Annotated in this window: 14 protein-coding genes and 1 riboswitch; of the genes, 2 read left to right on the top strand and 12 right to left on the bottom strand. The window is 33.9% G+C overall.

The annotated features are described in order from the left end of the window. Positions 1–101 precede the first annotated feature (101 nt). From LO744_RS13885 to LO744_RS13855, 7 genes are all read right to left on the bottom strand, one after another. Positions 102–812, bottom strand: a complete 711-nt coding sequence (locus LO744_RS13885) for a LytR/AlgR family response regulator transcription factor (protein ID WP_230670186.1) — start codon at positions 810–812, stop codon at positions 102–104. Further along, positions 790–1,560 carry a histidine kinase gene (locus tag LO744_RS13880; protein ID WP_230670184.1) on the bottom strand — a complete coding sequence of 257 codons (771 nt, stop codon included), beginning with the start codon at positions 1,558–1,560 and terminating at the stop codon, positions 790–792. The genes LO744_RS13885 and LO744_RS13880 overlap by 23 nt, the downstream gene beginning before the upstream one ends. An 81-nt stretch (positions 1,561–1,641) precedes the next feature. After that, positions 1,642–2,013 carry a hypothetical protein gene (locus LO744_RS13875; RefSeq protein ID WP_230670182.1) on the bottom strand — a complete coding sequence of 124 codons (372 nt, stop codon included), beginning with the start codon at positions 2,011–2,013 and terminating at the stop codon, positions 1,642–1,644. Positions 2,014–2,086: 73 nt separating this feature from the next. After that, a complete protein-coding gene (locus LO744_RS13870; RefSeq protein ID WP_230670180.1) occupies positions 2,087–3,280 on the bottom strand; it encodes an alanine dehydrogenase in 1,194 nt (397 codons plus the stop codon). Positions 3,281–3,349: 69 nt separating this feature from the next. Beyond that, positions 3,350–3,757 (bottom strand): tRNA (adenosine(37)-N6)-threonylcarbamoyltransferase complex ATPase subunit type 1 TsaE, encoded by a 408-nt coding sequence (gene tsaE, locus LO744_RS13865; protein WP_230670178.1) that lies wholly within the window; start codon positions 3,755–3,757, stop codon positions 3,350–3,352. A gap of 101 nt (positions 3,758–3,858) precedes the next feature. Continuing rightward, the gene (locus LO744_RS13860) at positions 3,859–7,344 is read right to left on the bottom strand and encodes a T9SS type A sorting domain-containing protein (protein WP_230670176.1); all 3,486 of its coding nucleotides are present in this window, start codon (positions 7,342–7,344) and stop codon (positions 3,859–3,861) included. Positions 7,345–7,528: 184 nt separating this feature from the next. Beyond that, positions 7,529–8,122 (bottom strand): transglycosylase domain-containing protein, encoded by a 594-nt coding sequence (locus LO744_RS13855; RefSeq protein ID WP_230670174.1) that lies wholly within the window; start codon positions 8,120–8,122, stop codon positions 7,529–7,531. Between the two features lie 133 nt (positions 8,123–8,255). On the opposite strand from LO744_RS13855, the gene dnaG reads away from it, so the two are divergent. Together dnaG and clpP are read left to right on the top strand one after the other, a co-directional pair. After that, on the top strand, positions 8,256–10,241 hold the full coding sequence (gene dnaG / locus LO744_RS13850; protein ID WP_230670172.1) for a DNA primase: 1,986 nt from the start codon (positions 8,256–8,258) through the stop codon (positions 10,239–10,241). A 229-nt stretch (positions 10,242–10,470) separates the two neighbouring features. Next, the gene (gene clpP / locus LO744_RS13845; RefSeq protein WP_230670170.1) at positions 10,471–11,157 is read left to right on the top strand and encodes an ATP-dependent Clp endopeptidase proteolytic subunit ClpP; all 687 of its coding nucleotides are present in this window, start codon (positions 10,471–10,473) and stop codon (positions 11,155–11,157) included. Between the two features lie 74 nt (positions 11,158–11,231). On the opposite strand, the gene LO744_RS13840 is transcribed toward clpP, so the two are convergent. The 5 genes from LO744_RS13840 to tpiA form a co-directional block, all read right to left on the bottom strand. Next, positions 11,232–12,350: a T9SS type A sorting domain-containing protein gene (locus LO744_RS13840; RefSeq protein ID WP_230670168.1), complete on the bottom strand. Its 1,119-nt coding sequence runs from the start codon at positions 12,348–12,350 to the stop codon at positions 11,232–11,234. A gap of 54 nt (positions 12,351–12,404) precedes the next feature. Further along, positions 12,405–13,517 carry a T9SS type A sorting domain-containing protein gene (locus LO744_RS13835; protein WP_230670166.1) on the bottom strand — a complete coding sequence of 371 codons (1,113 nt, stop codon included), beginning with the start codon at positions 13,515–13,517 and terminating at the stop codon, positions 12,405–12,407. Positions 13,518–13,525: 8 nt separating this feature from the next. Next, a complete protein-coding gene (locus LO744_RS13830; protein WP_230670164.1) occupies positions 13,526–14,797 on the bottom strand; it encodes a YncE family protein in 1,272 nt (423 codons plus the stop codon). Between the two features lie 103 nt (positions 14,798–14,900). Continuing rightward, positions 14,901–15,088, bottom strand: a riboswitch (cobalamin riboswitch). A gap of 111 nt (positions 15,089–15,199) precedes the next feature. Next, positions 15,200–15,493, bottom strand: a complete 294-nt coding sequence (locus LO744_RS13825; RefSeq protein WP_230670162.1) for a hypothetical protein — start codon at positions 15,491–15,493, stop codon at positions 15,200–15,202. 31 nt (positions 15,494–15,524) lie between these two features. After that, positions 15,525–16,283, bottom strand: coding sequence for a triose-phosphate isomerase (gene tpiA, locus LO744_RS13820; RefSeq protein ID WP_230670160.1), 759 nt, complete (start codon positions 16,281–16,283; stop codon positions 15,525–15,527). Positions 16,284–16,371: the final 88 nt, after the last annotated feature.

The following is a 16,371-nucleotide window of genomic DNA, read 5'->3' as shown; positions in this document are numbered from 1 at the left end:
AAGTGAAGTTTAAACTCACCCATTTTATAGTTCATATAAGTTTTTAAAGGGGTCAATTTAATTCCATTAACTGACAACCGTTAACTTAAAACTACTTACTTCTATTTTCCGAACATTTCCATTAAAGAGTTTCTGTACGTATCACCAATCTGAAGTTTTAAAAAATGGTCAGAATCGGTTGGTATTGTCGTAATTATTTCGTTGGTAGACAAAACTTTTACAGAAGACAAAGCGATAATTTCTTTTTTGTTGACTTGTGCAAAATCTTTAGAAGGAAGCATTTCCAGAAGAGATTTAAAATTAAGATTTTTAAGAACGATTTTTGTTCCGTCTTTCAGAATGATGTCTTTGTCGCGGCTGTCGATTTCTGAAGTTTTTATATAGGCAATCTGTTCTGTAAAAATAGTGGATTTACCAATGTTGGTATTCCAATCAATGAATTCTTTTTTCTGAGTATTTGTTAAAAGGTCTGCTGCTTTTTCAAAGGCCTGAATTAATCTTTCTTTTTTGATGGGTTTCCGTACATAATCTACAACATTCAGGTCAAAAGCTTCTGCAGCATATTCTTTGTAAGCCGTTGTGAAAATGATTTTTTTTGAATCTGAAATCAATTCAGCAACCTGTAATCCGGTCATTCCAGGCATTTCGATATCTAAAATACAGAGATTACAGTCTATATTTTTTATTTCGTTGAGGAAGATTTTAGGGTCGTTAAAAGCTTTTACAACTTCTACATTTTCAATTTGCTCGCATAAAAGTTTCAGGTAGCTTATTGCTAGTAACTCATCATCAAGAATAACGCATTTTATCATAGAATTCTCCTAAATTGATTGTTAATTCTGCGGTGAAGATACCGTTTTTTGAGCTTTTATGAAGGGTATAAAAATCGTTGTAGATAAGCTTTAATCTTTGGTCTAAAGACTGGCTTCCAAAACCACTGTGGTCTTTGTGTAATGCATTTTTCAGGGAAGCTTTATTGCTTATTTTCATTGAAAAAATACCCGCTTCAAGCTCCAATAGAATAGAAATGAAAGAATCTTGAGCTAAAAAATCGGTATGTTTAAAAGCATTCTCAATTAAATCAACTGAAATAAGTGGTGCAAAAATCTTTTCTTCAAAGACAGAATCAGATTTATCAATTTTCGATTTAATTCTAAAATCAAAAAGCGGATTAACCTTGATTTTATTTATTTCAATAAGGCTTAACGCAAAACTCAGTTCTTCTTTTGGGCTTACAAATTTATTGTTGCTTTCGTACAAAATATAATCCAGAACATTGGCCAGTTTGTCGAGCGATATGTAGGTTTGATAAGCGTGCGACTGTACCGAGTTGAGAATATTTTTAAATAAATGCGGATTGAGCTTCGTTCCGATATGTTCTAGCTGAACTTCATTCAGTTTCTGCTCAATCAGTTTATTGGTTTCAAAAAGTCTAATGTTTTTAATCTTCAACCGCTGATTTTGACTGAAAAGATAAATTCCAACGGTTAAAAAAAAGAAAATAGCAAACACTCCGATGAAAATCAGATAATCATGAATCATGTAGTAATTGCCATCCATTGTAGGGAAATATTTAGATTTTATGGCCACGAATACACGAATAATCAACGATTATTTGTGTATTCGTGGCTGAAAAATATTTTATTTAAGCTTCTTTAAAGAACTAAGAACTGCTTTTTCTTCACACTTCTCAAAAGTGATTTCGTATGTAGGATTTTCTTTAGGATAAGTAATCACATAATCCGGACATGGTTTTTTCTGAGCATGACTGCGCTCAAAATCTATTTTGCCTAAAGTAATAATGCTGTCTTTTAAAAATTTTTCGTCCACTTTTAGAGTTTTCATTTCATTTTTAAAATTTTCAGAATATTCGAACTCTTTTGAAAGTGTTTCGGCAATAACACGGCTGTTTGGAAGGTATCCACTACAGCTTGCTCCTTTAGCATTAAGTACAAAAAATACGATGATAAGTCCGGGAATAAGCCCGATTAAAAAGAATTTTACTTTTTTCATAGTTGATTTTACAATCTATAATTGATGAATGATCATTGATAAATAATGATCGATTCTTTGTTTACGAAAATTATTAGAATATTAAGAGATTGATGTCGTGGTATGTAAGGCCGAAACGGTCGCAGATCACTTTTTTGGTATGTCTGCCTTTGTACATATACAAACTTTGTTTCATTTCGTTTTTGCGAATCAGCATATTTTCAAAACCACCTTCTATATCGTAATTTAAGATATAAGAAAGGAAGAAATTGGAGATTGCTTTTGTGGTTGTTCTCGGCATTTTTGAGGTAAGATTCGGTAATCCGCAGTGAATAACGCCGTGTTTGATGATGTAAGGGTCATCCATTGTCGTCAATTCTGAAGTTTCGATGGCTTTTCCGTTATCGATGACGATGTCGATGATAACGCTGCCTTTTTTCATTTTCATTACCATTTCTTCAGTAATGATGGGCTGCATATTGAGTCTTGGTAAAGCTCCGATAACAACGTCGGCTCTTCTTAAACTTTTGCTTAATTCTTTAGGGTCGATAATCGAGGTAGGAACTCTACTGTCAACCAATGTGTGAAGTCTTCTCAATTTTGAAAGTGAGTTGTCAAAAACTTTTACACTTGCCCCTAAACCGATAGCTGCTTTTGTGGCAAATTCGCCAACGATTCCTGCTCCTATGATTAGTACTTCTGTAGGTCTTACTCCGGTGATTCCACCAAGCATTAAACCGTTTGATAAAGCCAGTAATTCTGAAGCGTATAAGATTGACACGGTACCTGCAATTTCGCCAACCAATCTTACCAAAGCCAATTGTTTGTATTCGTCAACGATAAATTCAAAAGCAATAGCGTTGATTTTTTTCTCGGCTAATTTTAAGAAATATTCTTTATCTCTTAAGTTAATCTGAAGGGCAGAAACCAGATAAGTATTGGGTTTGAAATAATCGATTTCCTCTTCTGTAGGTGGATTTACTTTTAAAACCAAATCCTGAGAAAATGCTTCTTTGGCATCCTGAGTAATTCGAGCTCCCGATTCTGAGTATTGTAAATCGGTGAAAAATGAACCTTGTCCTGCTCCAGCTTCGATGATGATTTCATGGCCGTGCTCTACCAAAACCTGTACAGCATCGGGCGTTATGCATGTTCTTCTTTCGTTAAGACAGGTTTCTTTAGGGATTCCTATGCTAAACTGTTTCCCTTTCTTTATCACTTCCAACTTCTCTTCCTTCGGAATCAATTCTTCTTCGGAAAAAGGAGTAAAAATATTTGTAGTACTCATTTTTTTATTAAATTATGACTTACAGAAATTTTATTTTACAATCGATTTCTATAAGCAAAGATATACTATTTAATCGAATGTAATTTCTCTGTTTCCTTCACTATTATTGATGCTCATCGAATGGTAATTTAATCCGTAAAGCTCATCTTCATACACTTCAGGCCATTCTATAATGCACAAAAATGCATTGTCGAGATATTCTTCAATACCGATGTCATACACTTCTTCTATATTTTTTAAACGATACAAATCGAAGTGATAAATTTTTCCTTTTGGGGAGCTGTATTCGTTTACAATAGAATAAGTAGGAGAGTTTACTTCATCTTCACTACCTAAATTTTTAAGCAGAAACTGGGTAAACGTTGTTTTGCCTGCTCCTAAGTTTCCTTTTAAAAGCAAAATATTGTGTTTAAGTTCCGGTAAAATAGAATCTACGACTTTTTGCCAGTCGCTAATCTTATGAATAGTAAATTGCATAAGCAAAGATAATTATTTAAGCTAAATTTTAAGTGATGCTCAAAATAAAACTGACTGAATAAAATTCAGCCAGTTTTGGGGTTATGATAAGATATTTGGTTTTATTTTTTAATCACTTTCGAAACATTTATTTCATTGTTTTCTAGAGTGATTTTAATGATGTAAACTCCTGAAGCATTGTTTTCTAAAGATATTTCTTCTACTTTCCCTCCTTTTTTAACCAATTGTCCGGAGATATTATAAAGTTCGAAAGATTTAATTTTTTCTTTAGAATCAATTTTAATGATTGATGTGGTAGGATTTGGATAAATTCTGATTCCCCCTTTTGAAATATTACTTTCAGTTGTTGATAAGCTTCCAGCCACAATGTTTACGGCATAATCTTCTACCTGACCCGACCTTAAATCTGTAGCACAAGGCCCAGAAATAGAATTGGGTGCAGAAGGGTTAGAATAGGCAGCAACATTGGTGTTTTTCACAATACGCATTTTAGTATTTCCTAAAACGGCAGTTGAAGGAATGCTAATATTGGATGTAATGGTGTTTGCATTGGCAGGATTTGCAGAAGTCAATTGTCCGATATAAAAACTTTCTCCGGCATCGTCAAAAATTCCATTGTGATTAAAATCTATATACGCCATCACATCACTTGGAAAAGTACTTGAAGGTCCTTTTACAGAAATCTGATACGTATTTCCCTGATTGATATCGGTAGAAATAGCCGTAAAATCTTCATACGATGGAGTAGTTCCAGATGTAGCTGGTGAAGTATTATCAATGGTACTAAAGGTAACCTTTGTAATCATATTTCCATCAGAATTATACTGATAAGTCGGTAAACAGAAAGGATTTGAATTTCCTGGAGATTTTATTTCAAAATTATCAAAAGAAAGGTCATAATCTCCTGCGGTTCTGTTCGCATTGATTCTAATTTTCACATATTGATTCAGGTAATTTGCTAAAGAATATGTTTTGGTAATATAATTTCCGGTTCCGGCTTCGTTATCAACTGTTCCCAAAGTTGCCCATGTTGTTCCAAAATCTGTAGAAACTTGTACTTCAAAATTTCCCCAGTTTGTTAAAGGCGCATAAGGATTGTTATAATTTGATTGTTTGTAATCAAAACTAAAAGTATAATCAGCTGCATTCAAAGGTCCCACTGTAATTGTGCTAAAAGTTCCTGATGTTGCATTTCCATGCATATTTTTATACAAGTTGTTTGCAGATACACCATTTCCTGTTGCTCCTCTTGCAGTTCCCAAAATAAATGATTGAGGGCTCGTTCCGTTCGTCCATCCATTAGGGAAGTTTGATGTTAAAAATTCTTCTTTCCAAGGAGCCGGAGCTGTTGGGATGGTTGTAAATGAAATAGATTTCCAAGGGCTTTTTTCAGTTGCCGAACAAAGTCTTCTTATCCAGAAATAATAAGTTCCGTTTGCAAGAGAGTTAAGGTCTACAGAATTTGTTCCCGTTGCTAAAGTTGTCAATGCTGCACTATTAGCAGGAGCGGTATTGGTTGTTGTAACGATATATTCATAACCGTTTGCAGGTTGTTGATTGTTAACATTTACCCAAGAAATATTGGCTCCAACCGGAGTTGTACTGTTTAAAGTAATGGTAGCTAATTCCGGACAACTAGGAATGGGTTCCCAAATTACATCATCTACATACATATAAGACCAAGTACCTCCATCATATCTTCTAATGCCAAGATAGTTTGCAGAACCGCTGTAGTTGTTGATGTAAACTACATATTCTTCATAACTGGTTGTTAAAGGAAGCGTTTGAATTATTTCAACATTTGCAGAAGCTGTATTTCCTGTTAAAGCAACAATCTGAACTTTTGTATCAGCTGCCGTTCTTCTTGCTTTGAAACGTAATCTGTGAGTCCCGCTATTGATATTATTCAGTTCCGGACTTACCAAAATAATTTTTGTCGCTGCATCAGTAGTTGTTGCTCCGTTTCCGTAGAAACTGATATTGTTTGGTGCAGAAAAATTATCTGTTGTCGTTAAACTGATGGTAGGAGTAGAACTGTTGTTTGAGGTTAAAATTTTACTCCAGCAGTTGGGAAGATTACTTGTTCCTGTAACCGAATCGAAATTTTCATTGAATGCAGAAGTAGCAAGACAAGTTGTATAAACCGTTGAAGTACTAGAATATGAACTTTCACATTGAGTACTCACATTTTTTCCTCTAATATAATATTGAATGTTTGGCTGTAAACTACTGATTGCCTGTGAGACGGTTGTTATTGGCAAAGTAAATGGAGAACCTGCCACCATGTTGGTAAAATTACTGTCTGTTGCAACCTCTAAAACAGTATTAATCATATTTGCAGTTCCATTTTCTGAAGCAGACCAATTAACGTTGAATGAATTGGTAGCAACATTTGATGTCGTAATTCCGCTTACACTGATTGGGCAGTTTGTAATATTTGCTGTTAAAGGATTCTGAACATTATACAGAGGTCCATTAGAACAGTTTGAGCTTACAGAATAAATGGTATAAGTATACTGATTGTTTCCTTTGATTCCATGATTGTAATTGTTTTCAAAAGTTGTGTTTGCTCCGTAATAAGCAACATAACTGTTCAAAGAAGTGTTGTTCCCTGTTGAGTAAACCGTTCCGTTTACCGGAGCATTCGGAGTTGTTCCCGCCAAATTTCTTAAAATTAAATACTTATCTGCTGCAGGTGAACTTGCTGTAAAACTACCATTGATGATAATTCCTGTATTCGTTAAATTTATACCGGTAGGCTGTGAAGTAGGCGCAACGCAAGCTGAAGGCGGAGTCCACATGAATGTTAAACCTTGGGAAGGCAAAAAATTATAATTGGTAGCCATTCCTGAAGACGAATTTGTTCCTGCTGTTGAATTATTCCAATTACTTGAAGTATTTCCTGAAGCAGTTCTGTTCACATAATCGTTGCTTGCAGTACCTCTTAAACCTACTTTTGCGTTCGTAGCACCTGGTGTTCCCTGATAAGCCATGCTATAAACATATTTTATGGTTCCGTTTTCATGCAATCTAGCCTGGAAATTCCAATCGTGATAAGTATTTGCTGTGGGATTGGAAGAATAAGGTCTGAAATGGCTCCACTGAACTATAAATTCACGATTGGGAGCAGTTCCTACCACAGAATAATCAATTGAACTTGATAAATTATTAATATCAAACATTGAGGCTAAATCTGCTCCTAAAGGTGAAATCACTCCTGAATAAGCCAAACCTGAAGAAATAGGATCTGTAGAATTAGAAGTTGTAGCTCCAAAACTGATAAACCCATTCGCATGAACTTTTACCGAATTATAAGTACTGCCATTAAATGAAAACTGAAACGGAATAACATTGTCGAGCGTGTAAACATTTTCATCCAAAAAACCAGCTCCTGAGCTCGCTGTAGCAACAGCAATATTAGTTGGGTTTGATAGAGTAGTGTAAGTTCCCGAGCTTTGTGAAAAAGAATAAAGGGAAACTGTTTGGGCATTTATTTGCCAGCCTGACAAAACTAAAGCTCCTATTAAGCTGAGTTTTGTTTTTGTAGCTGTCTTTTTCAACAGCTTAAAAAATCGATTTGTCATCATACATAAATTTTCGTGCTGTAAACTTATTATTTTTATTTAGAATTAATTAAAATAAAAGATATGATTTAAATCAAGCTCTATGAATGGTGATTTTTAATGTAATAATGAATGTGAGAAAGTTGTCAGGAATGAGAGGTCGATGAGTGTGAAAATTATTAATAATGTAGTTTTTTATCTATTTCAATTAGAATTGTTTATTGTTTAAATATAGATGATAGAAGTGTTCAGTTCTTTTTTTAGTATTTTCAGGGTTTCTATTTCTGTTATTTTTTAGAGGTTGCTCGAATAATGCAAATATTTCTGCTATTTCTATTGGATCTAGGTTTTCAACTGACTTATTGAATAATGCTTTTGAAACATTCTCAATTCCTTTTCTGTTTTCTAAGAAATCAAACTTGCTCAAATTATAATTTAAACATTCCGTTTGGCTAAAATTATGCTCAATATATCGGGTTACAAGAATATAATCAAAAGCAGATCTGTTTTTAATGTTTAACTGGGGCATTATTCTATGTGTCATTAGATAACATGGACAATCTTTTTGAGAGGAATCTGAAGTTAGAAAGAAATCCCATGAATTTTTCGATAAAGAGTTTTTGTAAATCGTATTATAAAATAAAGTAATGTTTGATGGCAATTTTCTACTAGTTCTTATATCAAATGTAATAATTTTCTTGGCATTTTTATCCAACACAAAGTTTCCACCAAATTCTATATAGAGTAAAAAAATACTACCTATTGAAAATATCGACAATAAAATTCTTTTTAAAATCTTCATAATCTAAAAATCTTGATTGCTAAATATAATCATTCAATATTAATTTCAGTTTTTGAAATTTTCATTGAAATATAAGTTTGAAGATCTCAATTTCTTACTGTTACTTCAATTTAAATTTACTTATTTTTGCAGCATGATTTCCAAAGAGACGATAGATAAAATATTTTCCACAATCCGAGTAGAGGAGATTGTTGGCGAATATGTACAGCTGAAAAGAGCGGGATCAAATTTTAAGGGTTTAAGCCCGTTTCATGAAGAAAAATCGCCAAGTTTTGTTGTTTCTCCAAGCAAACAGATTTGGAAAGATTTCTCAACCGGAAAAGGAGGGACGGCGATTTCTTTTTTAATGGAAATCGAAAACTTTACCTATCCTGAAGCACTTCGTCACGCTGCAAAAAAATACGGAATTGAGATTGCAGAAGATCAGCGCGAGTTTTCTGAAGAAGCAAAAAATGCTCAGTCTGAAAGAGATATTCTTTATAAAATACATGAAGTTGCCAATGATTATTTTCAAAATATTCTTTGGGAAAATGACGAAGGAAGAGCGATTGGTCTTTCGTATTTCAGAGAGCGTGAACTGAAAGATGATATTATTAAAAAATTTCAACTCGGTTTTTCGCCCGAAAAGAAAAATTCTTTCACTGAATTTGCTCTTGAAAAAGGCTATTCTAAAGAGATTTTAGAAAAATCAGGACTTTCTATTTTCCCTGAAAATGCTCCGAACGGAATTGACCGTTTTCGTGAAAGGGTAATGTTCCCAATTCATAGTTTTTCGGGCAGAGTTTTAGGTTTTGGAGCCAGAATTCTTAGAAATAATATTAAAACGGCTAAATATCTCAATTCTCCGGAAACAGAAATTTATCATAAATCGAATGTTTTGTATGGTTTAAACCAAAGCAAACAGGCGATTTCGAGAAAAAACATCTGTCTTTTGGTGGAAGGGTATATGGATGTGATTTCACTTCATATGTCCGGAATTGAAAATGTGGTAGCGAGTTCCGGAACTTCTTTAACGACCGAGCAAATTAAACTCATTAAAAGGCTCACAGAAAATGTGACAATTCTTTTTGATGGTGATAATGCGGGAATTAAGGCGAGTTTCAGAAGTATTGATATGCTTTTGACAGAAGGAATGAACATCAGAGTTCTTCTTTTTCCCGATGGTGATGACCCTGATTCTTTTGCGAGAAAACATCCTCAGGAATATGTCGAAAAGTTCATCGAAAATCAGGCGCTGGATTTTATCGATTTTAAAGCTGAAATTCTTTTAAAGGAAGTAGGAAATGATCCGATAAAAAAAGCTGAAGCCATACGAGATATTGTAAAATCTGTTGGTTTCGTACAAAATGCTTTAAAAAGAGAAGTCTATTTAAAGGAAGTATCTAATAAATTTGGACTTTCTGAGCAAAGTTTATTTAATGAACTCGATGTTCAGAGACAAGTTACCCAAAACCAAAATCAGCACGTACAACAGCAAAAGGACAATGCAGCTCCTGTAAAAATGGAGATTGTACCTTTTGATGAAGAAAAAGGCGACCCGTTTTTGTATGATGTTTTATTCATGGAGAATAAATTAGTCGATCATATGCTTATGTTTGGAGATGTTGTTTTAAAGCGAAAAGATGACAACAATACTGATTATCAAATTACGGTCATCGAAGAAATTCTGCATCATTTTGAGGAAGAGCAATATCAGTTTCTGGTAAAAGGAAACGAAATTATCATCAATCAGGTAAAAGATGGTATTCAAAACGATGAGCTTAGAAGCGGAAGTTTTTTTGTCAGTTTTATGGACGAAAAGATTACCACAAAAGTGGTTGATGCATTGCTTCCCTTAGATGATTTAGAAAATTGGAGTTCTAGAAATATTCATCCACCAAATTATGGTGATAAAGTTGCCGATCAAATAAAAGGTGATGTTTTGCTTCATAAGTATCGCTACATTGATTATTTAATTAAAGAAACTATTGCTGAGCTCGAAAAATACAGCAATAGTGATGAGGTGAAATATTTTGAACTCATCAAGAAAATCACCATGCTGAAGCAGGCTTCTATAAGACTGAGCGAAATTATAGAATATTCGCCTATCAAGGGAATTTATGTGGATAGAAAGAGATAGTTTTTGGTTGTCGGTTGTCGGTTGATGGTTTGAAATTCGATGATTTATAACTGAGAAAAATAATTAATCTTCAACGTAGAGTTCACAATTTTGAAAGCTGCAACCTAAAACCTAAAACCTGTAACATAAAAACAATAGCCTAAACTGACAAAAAGTCTTATAAATTTTTAGGAATAAAAGTTGTAATTTACATTTCAAATAAATTTTAAAAAATAATACCAATAGAAATATGGACATTAAAAAAGAATTCAGAGATTTCTCTACGAAACACTTAGGAAACAGCGGTTTGGCTACCGATCAGTATATGGGAATGTATGGTCCAACGAATCTTACGCCTTACATCATGGAAGAAAGAAGATTAAACGTTGCCCAAATGGACGTTTTCTCTCGTTTGATGATGGATAGAATTATTTTCTTAGGAACAGGAATTGACGATCAGGTGGCAAACATTGTAACTGCTCAGTTACTTTTCTTAGAAAGTGCAGATCCTTCAAAAGATATTCAGATCTACATCAACTCTCCTGGAGGAAGTGTTTATGCAGGTTTAGGAATCTATGACACGATGCAGATTATCAAGCCAGATGTTGCTACGATCTGTACAGGTATTGCTGCTTCTATGGGAGCCGTTCTATTGGTTGCGGGTGAAAAAGGAAAGCGTTCTGCTTTGAAGCACTCAAGAGTAATGATTCACCAACCTTCTGGTGGTGCTCAAGGGGTTGCTTCTGATATGGAAATCAACTTAAGAGAGATGTTGAAACTTAAAAAAGAGTTGTATGACATTATTTCTGAGCATTCTGGTCAAACTTACGAATGGGTTGAGAAAGCGTCAGACAGAGATTATTGGATGACTTCTACCGAAGCTAAAGATTTTGGAATGGTAGATGAGGTTTTACAAAGAACAAAAGAGAAGAAATAATTGATCAAGTTAGTATACAAAATCGGCGCATCCAAAGGGTGCGCCGATTTTTTTCATCGTGTTTTTAGAATTGTTTATTTTTTGATAATCTTATGAGTGGTTACTGATTTTTCAGTTTTGATTTCAACAAAATAAATACCTGATTGTAAGCTTTGAATATTAATCTTTTTATTTTGAGTATTGATTACTTTTTGTCCGGAAATAGAGTAGATATTGATATCTTTAATAGTATCCTGAGTTTCAATAATCACAAAATTACTTGCCGGATTAGGATAGATTTTAAAGTTTTGCTTTACAGCATCAGAAACGCTTAAAGTAATATTGGTAACATTCGGAGTAAAAGGTATTCTTGTTCCGAAGCTTAATCCGAACCAATCATTATTCACCAATTGAATTTGTGACAGATTAGTTTGCCCTCTCCAGCTTGAAAGGTCTTTTCCTTTGTATAATTTCCAAGAATGGTTTCCTGTGGCATTTCCTGAAAAATTATTCAGTGATAATGCTGAAATTTGGCTGGCTGCAGAAGTGTAATTAAATTCGCTCACTTGAGAATCTATTAATTGCAAAGCTTGTTCAGCAGTAATCGTTCCGTTATATTGAATTCCAAAAGCAAAAGAATCAGCGTTTCCGTTTGAATTATTTGTATTGAAATCTATGACAACGACACTTTTATTACTTCCTGTTCCAATCCAATTAATAATTTGAGAAGAATTAAACCATGCAGAATTATAGGCAGGAACTGGCGTAGAAGGCGGTCCCAAAGTTGTTACTGGAGTAAAACCGTATCCATAAGATAAACCGTACCATTTACCGTCAACTAATGGGTCATTATTTACGCCATTATTTGTTGTCATGTTATTTGAAGAAGTTCCTGACCAGGTTGACCAATAATCATCAGTATTTGGAGTGTGGTGGTTGTAATCAAAACTATATAAAAATCCGCTTGGTACTTCTGCGGTAACTTTTGAATCTGCAGCGTCGATAGCATTAATCAAATCTTCCATGGTTAGATTGGCATCATCGAATCTATATCCCCAAACATAAGAGGTCGGATTGTCTGAATCATTGAAATCTGCGATTAGATAAGCTTTTTTAGAACCTGTGCCAACCCAAAATTTCACGTCATTTTCGGTTAATTGAGCGAATGAAAATTGAAATATAAATAGTAAAAGAAAAAGTATTGATTTTTTCATTGATGAATTTTAAAGTGAAAAAAAAAGAGCACCATAAAGATGCTCTCTATTGAATTATTTTTTGATGATTTTATGCGTTGTGGTTGATGTATCTGTTTTAATTTGAACAAAATAAACACCAGACTGCAAACTTTGAATATTGATTTTTTTATTTTGGGTATTGATTACCTTTTGCCCTGAAACAGAGAAAATATTCACGTCTTTAACGCTTTCCTGAGTTTCAATAACAATAAAATCACTCGCCGGATTTGGGTATATTTTAAAGCTTTGCTTTGTCGCATCAGAAACGCTTAAAGTAATGTTCGCTTCTGTTGGCGTAAACGGTCTTCTTGTTCCGAAGCTCAATCCAAACCATTCATTATTTCCTAAAGTTATTGTAGAAAGGTCAGCATTGGTTTTCCAGTTTGATACATTGGTTCCCTTGTATAGTTTCCAAGTATTTGTTCCGCTTGCTGTTCCTGAATAAGAATTTAATGATAAAGTAGAAACTTGATTTGCTGCTGAAGTATAATTAAATGTGCTGGTTTGAGCGTCAATCAACTGTAAAGCCTGTTCAGCCGTAATTGTTCCGTTATATTGAATTCCAAAAACAAAAGAATTGGCAGCTCCATTGGTATTATCAGTTCCGAAATCGACAACAACTAAACTTTTATTAGAACCGGTTCCAATCCAGTTGGTCATTTGATTTGAATTGTACCATAGAGAACTGTATGCGGGAATTGGTGTTGCAGGTGCCTGCATGGATGGGTTTGAAAATCCGTAAGAAAATCCGTACCATCTTCCGTCCTGTACACTTCCTCCGATTCCTCCGTTACCAGAAAAGGTTGAAGCCGAATTTCCAGACCAAGTACTCCACCAGTCTGACCCCGAAGTTCTGTAATGGTCGTTGAATCCTACAGTATTTAAAAATCCACCACTTTGTTGGTATGTAAACTGAGGTTCTGCGGTCTGAATTCTTTGTAATAAATTATTAATAGTCAAAGATTCTCCTACATTGAATCTTACACCCCATGCATAAGACCTGTCATCGGTTCCATCTTTGAAATCTACAACAACGTACGCTGTTTGAGTACCACTTCCAACGAAAAATTTAACGTCATTTGCTGTAAACTGCGCAAAAGACAATGTAACAACAAAAGTGAATATAAAGCTTAAAATTTTCTGCATTTCAAAGATTATTTAATGATTAACTTTTCGTTGAAGCTGATGTTTTTATCAGTAATTTTTACAATATAAACTCCTTTAGAAAGTGTACTCACATCAATTCCGTTTTGAGTGTATTCAGTATTGATAATCATTCTTCCGTTTGCATCATAAACTTGAATGTTTCCTGAGTTTAACCCTTTTACAAAGAATTTATTGCTTGCAGGATTAGGGTATAATGATAACTTAGAAGCTCTTGTGTTTTCAGCAGTTGAAAGAGATGCGGTATTATAAGCAATAATTTGATTGGGTAGAGAAGTTACTGTGAACGTATTCAACAAAGAACCTTGTAAATCGTAAGCATAGATTTTTCCTGTAGCGGTATATCCTGAAGGGTCGGCTGCATAGATTTTATTATTAACAACATTAAATCCGTACGCAGTTCCGTAGCTGTTTACAGTAATCGGTGTAACGGCAATTGGAGCGGTAGTAATTGAAGGCGAAGCAATAGGTGTTTTGTAGATTGATGCTTCATTCATATAATAGATATTCGTTCCGTCGGTATCCATATAAGAAGGTTTTACACCGACCGGAAATGTTGTAGTAGAAGCTGTAGTCTGAGTGGTTGTGTTATAAACCGTAAGTGTTCCGAAAGAAGTAGAGGCATAAGGATTTCCCGAACTCATAATGTATAGTAAATTGTCTTTTTCAAAAATACTGTTCGGTGAGTCTCCTACATTTACCTGTGATTCAACAGTATTGGTCGTCGTATTGATGATATCCATAAAATGATTAAGTCCGAAACCTCCTTTCAGTAAAACATACAATTTATTGTTTTTGGCAAAGATTTTTTCAGGTCCGTCTCCTACAGGAATGTTCGTTTCGTGAGCATAAGTACTTAAATCATAAACTGATACGTAGTTTGTAGGACCGTTGTTTCCCCAGTTGGTTACATAAAATTTATTTCCGCTAAAAGCAATATATCTTGGGTTAGCAAGATTGGTTGAAATCGTTGTAATCAAAGAAAAATCAGATTTGTTGATGACCTTGATTGTATTGGAATAATTTAAAACTACAAAAATCTTATCGCCAAAAACTTTAATGTCCTGACCGGTGTCACCCAATATCGCATTATTGTTTTTAAGTTTAAAATAATTGTTGGTGACAACCGATTGATTGTTGATGAAAGATACTTCTGCAGTACTGCTTCCGATACCGCCTTCGTTGAGGACTAAAATTCCTTCAGTTTGAGCATTTGCATATGAAATTACAAATGCAAGAATAAGAAAATAGATTTTCTTCATGATATAATTATATTTAAAGTTTTGTTCCCGAAACTTCACTGCAGGAAAAAACTATCATGAAAAAATCTCTGAAGATTTTATCTCATAAACTTTTACTCCCGAAAGTTGAAATTAATCTAAGGCAGGTCTCCTGGCTTGCATCTTATTTATAACCTTCCCAAACCTAAAGTTCAGTGGTGTATTTATAATAAGTTGAATAGCTTACAGTTGCGGGTACAGCTCAAGAATTATTTTTTCACTTGATTCCCTATTAATGAACGCATGGGTTCAACCTTAAACTTTTGCAAAGATATTATTTAAAAATTGATTTTATTTTTACGATTAGTTTTTATTAATCAATATTATGTTTGTAAATTTATTAATAAAGCTTTGTGATTTTACGAATTGCTTAATTGAAACCGATTAGCTGATGTGTTTTTGATTATTTTTCTTTTTGAAAAAGATAGTATAGATGAGAAGAGTCTGTAAAAAGACGTTCCCAAAGAGAATTAAAAACGATTGATAAGTTGGTAATGGCAAATAAAAAGGAAGAAGCCTATTGAAAAATATTGCCGGAGAACAACTCAGGTAATTAATGATGATAAAAGGATATTTGAGAAATTCTATGTTTATTGCAGATACGATAGAACTGTAAAAAACAGAATAAATTACATCAAATAAAAGAATGGCAAAATAAAGTAAGATAAATTTCTTCATTATTTATTTGATGTAATTTTTAATTTATATTTTAGTTAAAACCTTCAATAATTTTAGAGAAATCTTCCAGCTTTAAAGCAGCTCCGCCAATCAAACCACCGTCGATATCAGGTTGAGAGAAAATTTCTTTTGCGTTATCAGGTTTTACAGAACCTCCATAAAGAATAGAGATTTCGTCTGCAATTTCCTGTCCGTATTTTGCAGCGATAATTCCTCTGATGTGAGCGTGAATTTCCTGAGCCTGTTCAGGAGTTGCAGTTTCTCCGGTTCCAATTGCCCAAACTGGTTCGTAAGCAATCACCACTTTTTTAATTTCTTCTGCAGAAAGTGTGAAAAGAGCCGTTTCAGTCTGAGTTTTTACTACGTCAAGATGTTGACCTGCTTTTCTTTGTTCTAAAGTTTCACCATTACAGTAAACAGGAATCAACCCTTTGTCTAAAGCTAATTTTACTTTTTTATTGCAGCTTTCGTCGTTTTCACCGTGATATTGTCTTCTTTCAGAATGTCCGATTAAAGAACCCGTTGCGCCAATAGACTCCAACATATCTGCAGAAATTTCGCCAGTGTAAGCTCCGCTTTCAAATTCGCTCATATCCTGAGAGAAAACTCCGATTTCGTTTTTCTCGAAGATATCTTTTGCCATGGTTAAATACAAAGCAGGCGGTGCAATCCAAACTTCACAATTGGTTGCGTTATTGTTTTTGTAGCTTAGTAATTGAATCATTAATTGTTGAGCCTCAACTACATTTTTGTTCATTTTCCAGTTTCCTGCAACTATTTTTCTTCTCATAGTTTCTATATTATCTTTTTATTTCTTTTTTACTTAAATTAAATTTTATTCTGTAAAATTTGCTAAATCTGCGTGAGCTGAATTTTCT

This window comes from Chryseobacterium turcicum (assembly GCF_021010565.1).
GTDB classification, from domain to species: Bacteria; Bacteroidota; Bacteroidia; order Flavobacteriales; family Weeksellaceae; genus Chryseobacterium; species Chryseobacterium turcicum.
This window is presented reverse-complemented; position numbering and strand designations above follow the sequence as displayed.

Coding starts and splice junctions, on each gene's coding strand:
- clpP (WP_230670170.1), top strand. CDS start 10,471: ATGGACATTAAAAAAGAATTCAGAGATTTCTCTACGAAACACTTAGGA.
- LO744_RS13860 (WP_230670176.1), bottom strand. CDS start 7,344: ATGATGACAAATCGATTTTTTAAGCTGTTGAAAAAGACAGCTACAAAA.
- LO744_RS13855 (WP_230670174.1), bottom strand. CDS start 8,122: ATGAAGATTTTAAAAAGAATTTTATTGTCGATATTTTCAATAGGTAGT.
- dnaG (WP_230670172.1), top strand. CDS start 8,256: ATGATTTCCAAAGAGACGATAGATAAAATATTTTCCACAATCCGAGTA.
- LO744_RS13875 (WP_230670182.1), bottom strand. CDS start 2,013: ATGAAAAAAGTAAAATTCTTTTTAATCGGGCTTATTCCCGGACTTATC.
- LO744_RS13880 (WP_230670184.1), bottom strand. CDS start 1,560: ATGGATGGCAATTACTACATGATTCATGATTATCTGATTTTCATCGGA.
- LO744_RS13840 (WP_230670168.1), bottom strand. CDS start 12,350: ATGAAAAAATCAATACTTTTTCTTTTACTATTTATATTTCAATTTTCA.
- LO744_RS13835 (WP_230670166.1), bottom strand. CDS start 13,517: ATGCAGAAAATTTTAAGCTTTATATTCACTTTTGTTGTTACATTGTCT.
- tpiA (WP_230670160.1), bottom strand. CDS start 16,283: ATGAGAAGAAAAATAGTTGCAGGAAACTGGAAAATGAACAAAAATGTA.
- LO744_RS13885 (WP_230670186.1), bottom strand. CDS start 812: ATGATAAAATGCGTTATTCTTGATGATGAGTTACTAGCAATAAGCTAC.
- LO744_RS13830 (WP_230670164.1), bottom strand. CDS start 14,797: ATGAAGAAAATCTATTTTCTTATTCTTGCATTTGTAATTTCATATGCA.
- LO744_RS13825 (WP_230670162.1), bottom strand. CDS start 15,493: ATGAAGAAATTTATCTTACTTTATTTTGCCATTCTTTTATTTGATGTA.
- LO744_RS13870 (WP_230670180.1), bottom strand. CDS start 3,280: ATGAGTACTACAAATATTTTTACTCCTTTTTCCGAAGAAGAATTGATT.
- tsaE (WP_230670178.1), bottom strand. CDS start 3,757: ATGCAATTTACTATTCATAAGATTAGCGACTGGCAAAAAGTCGTAGAT.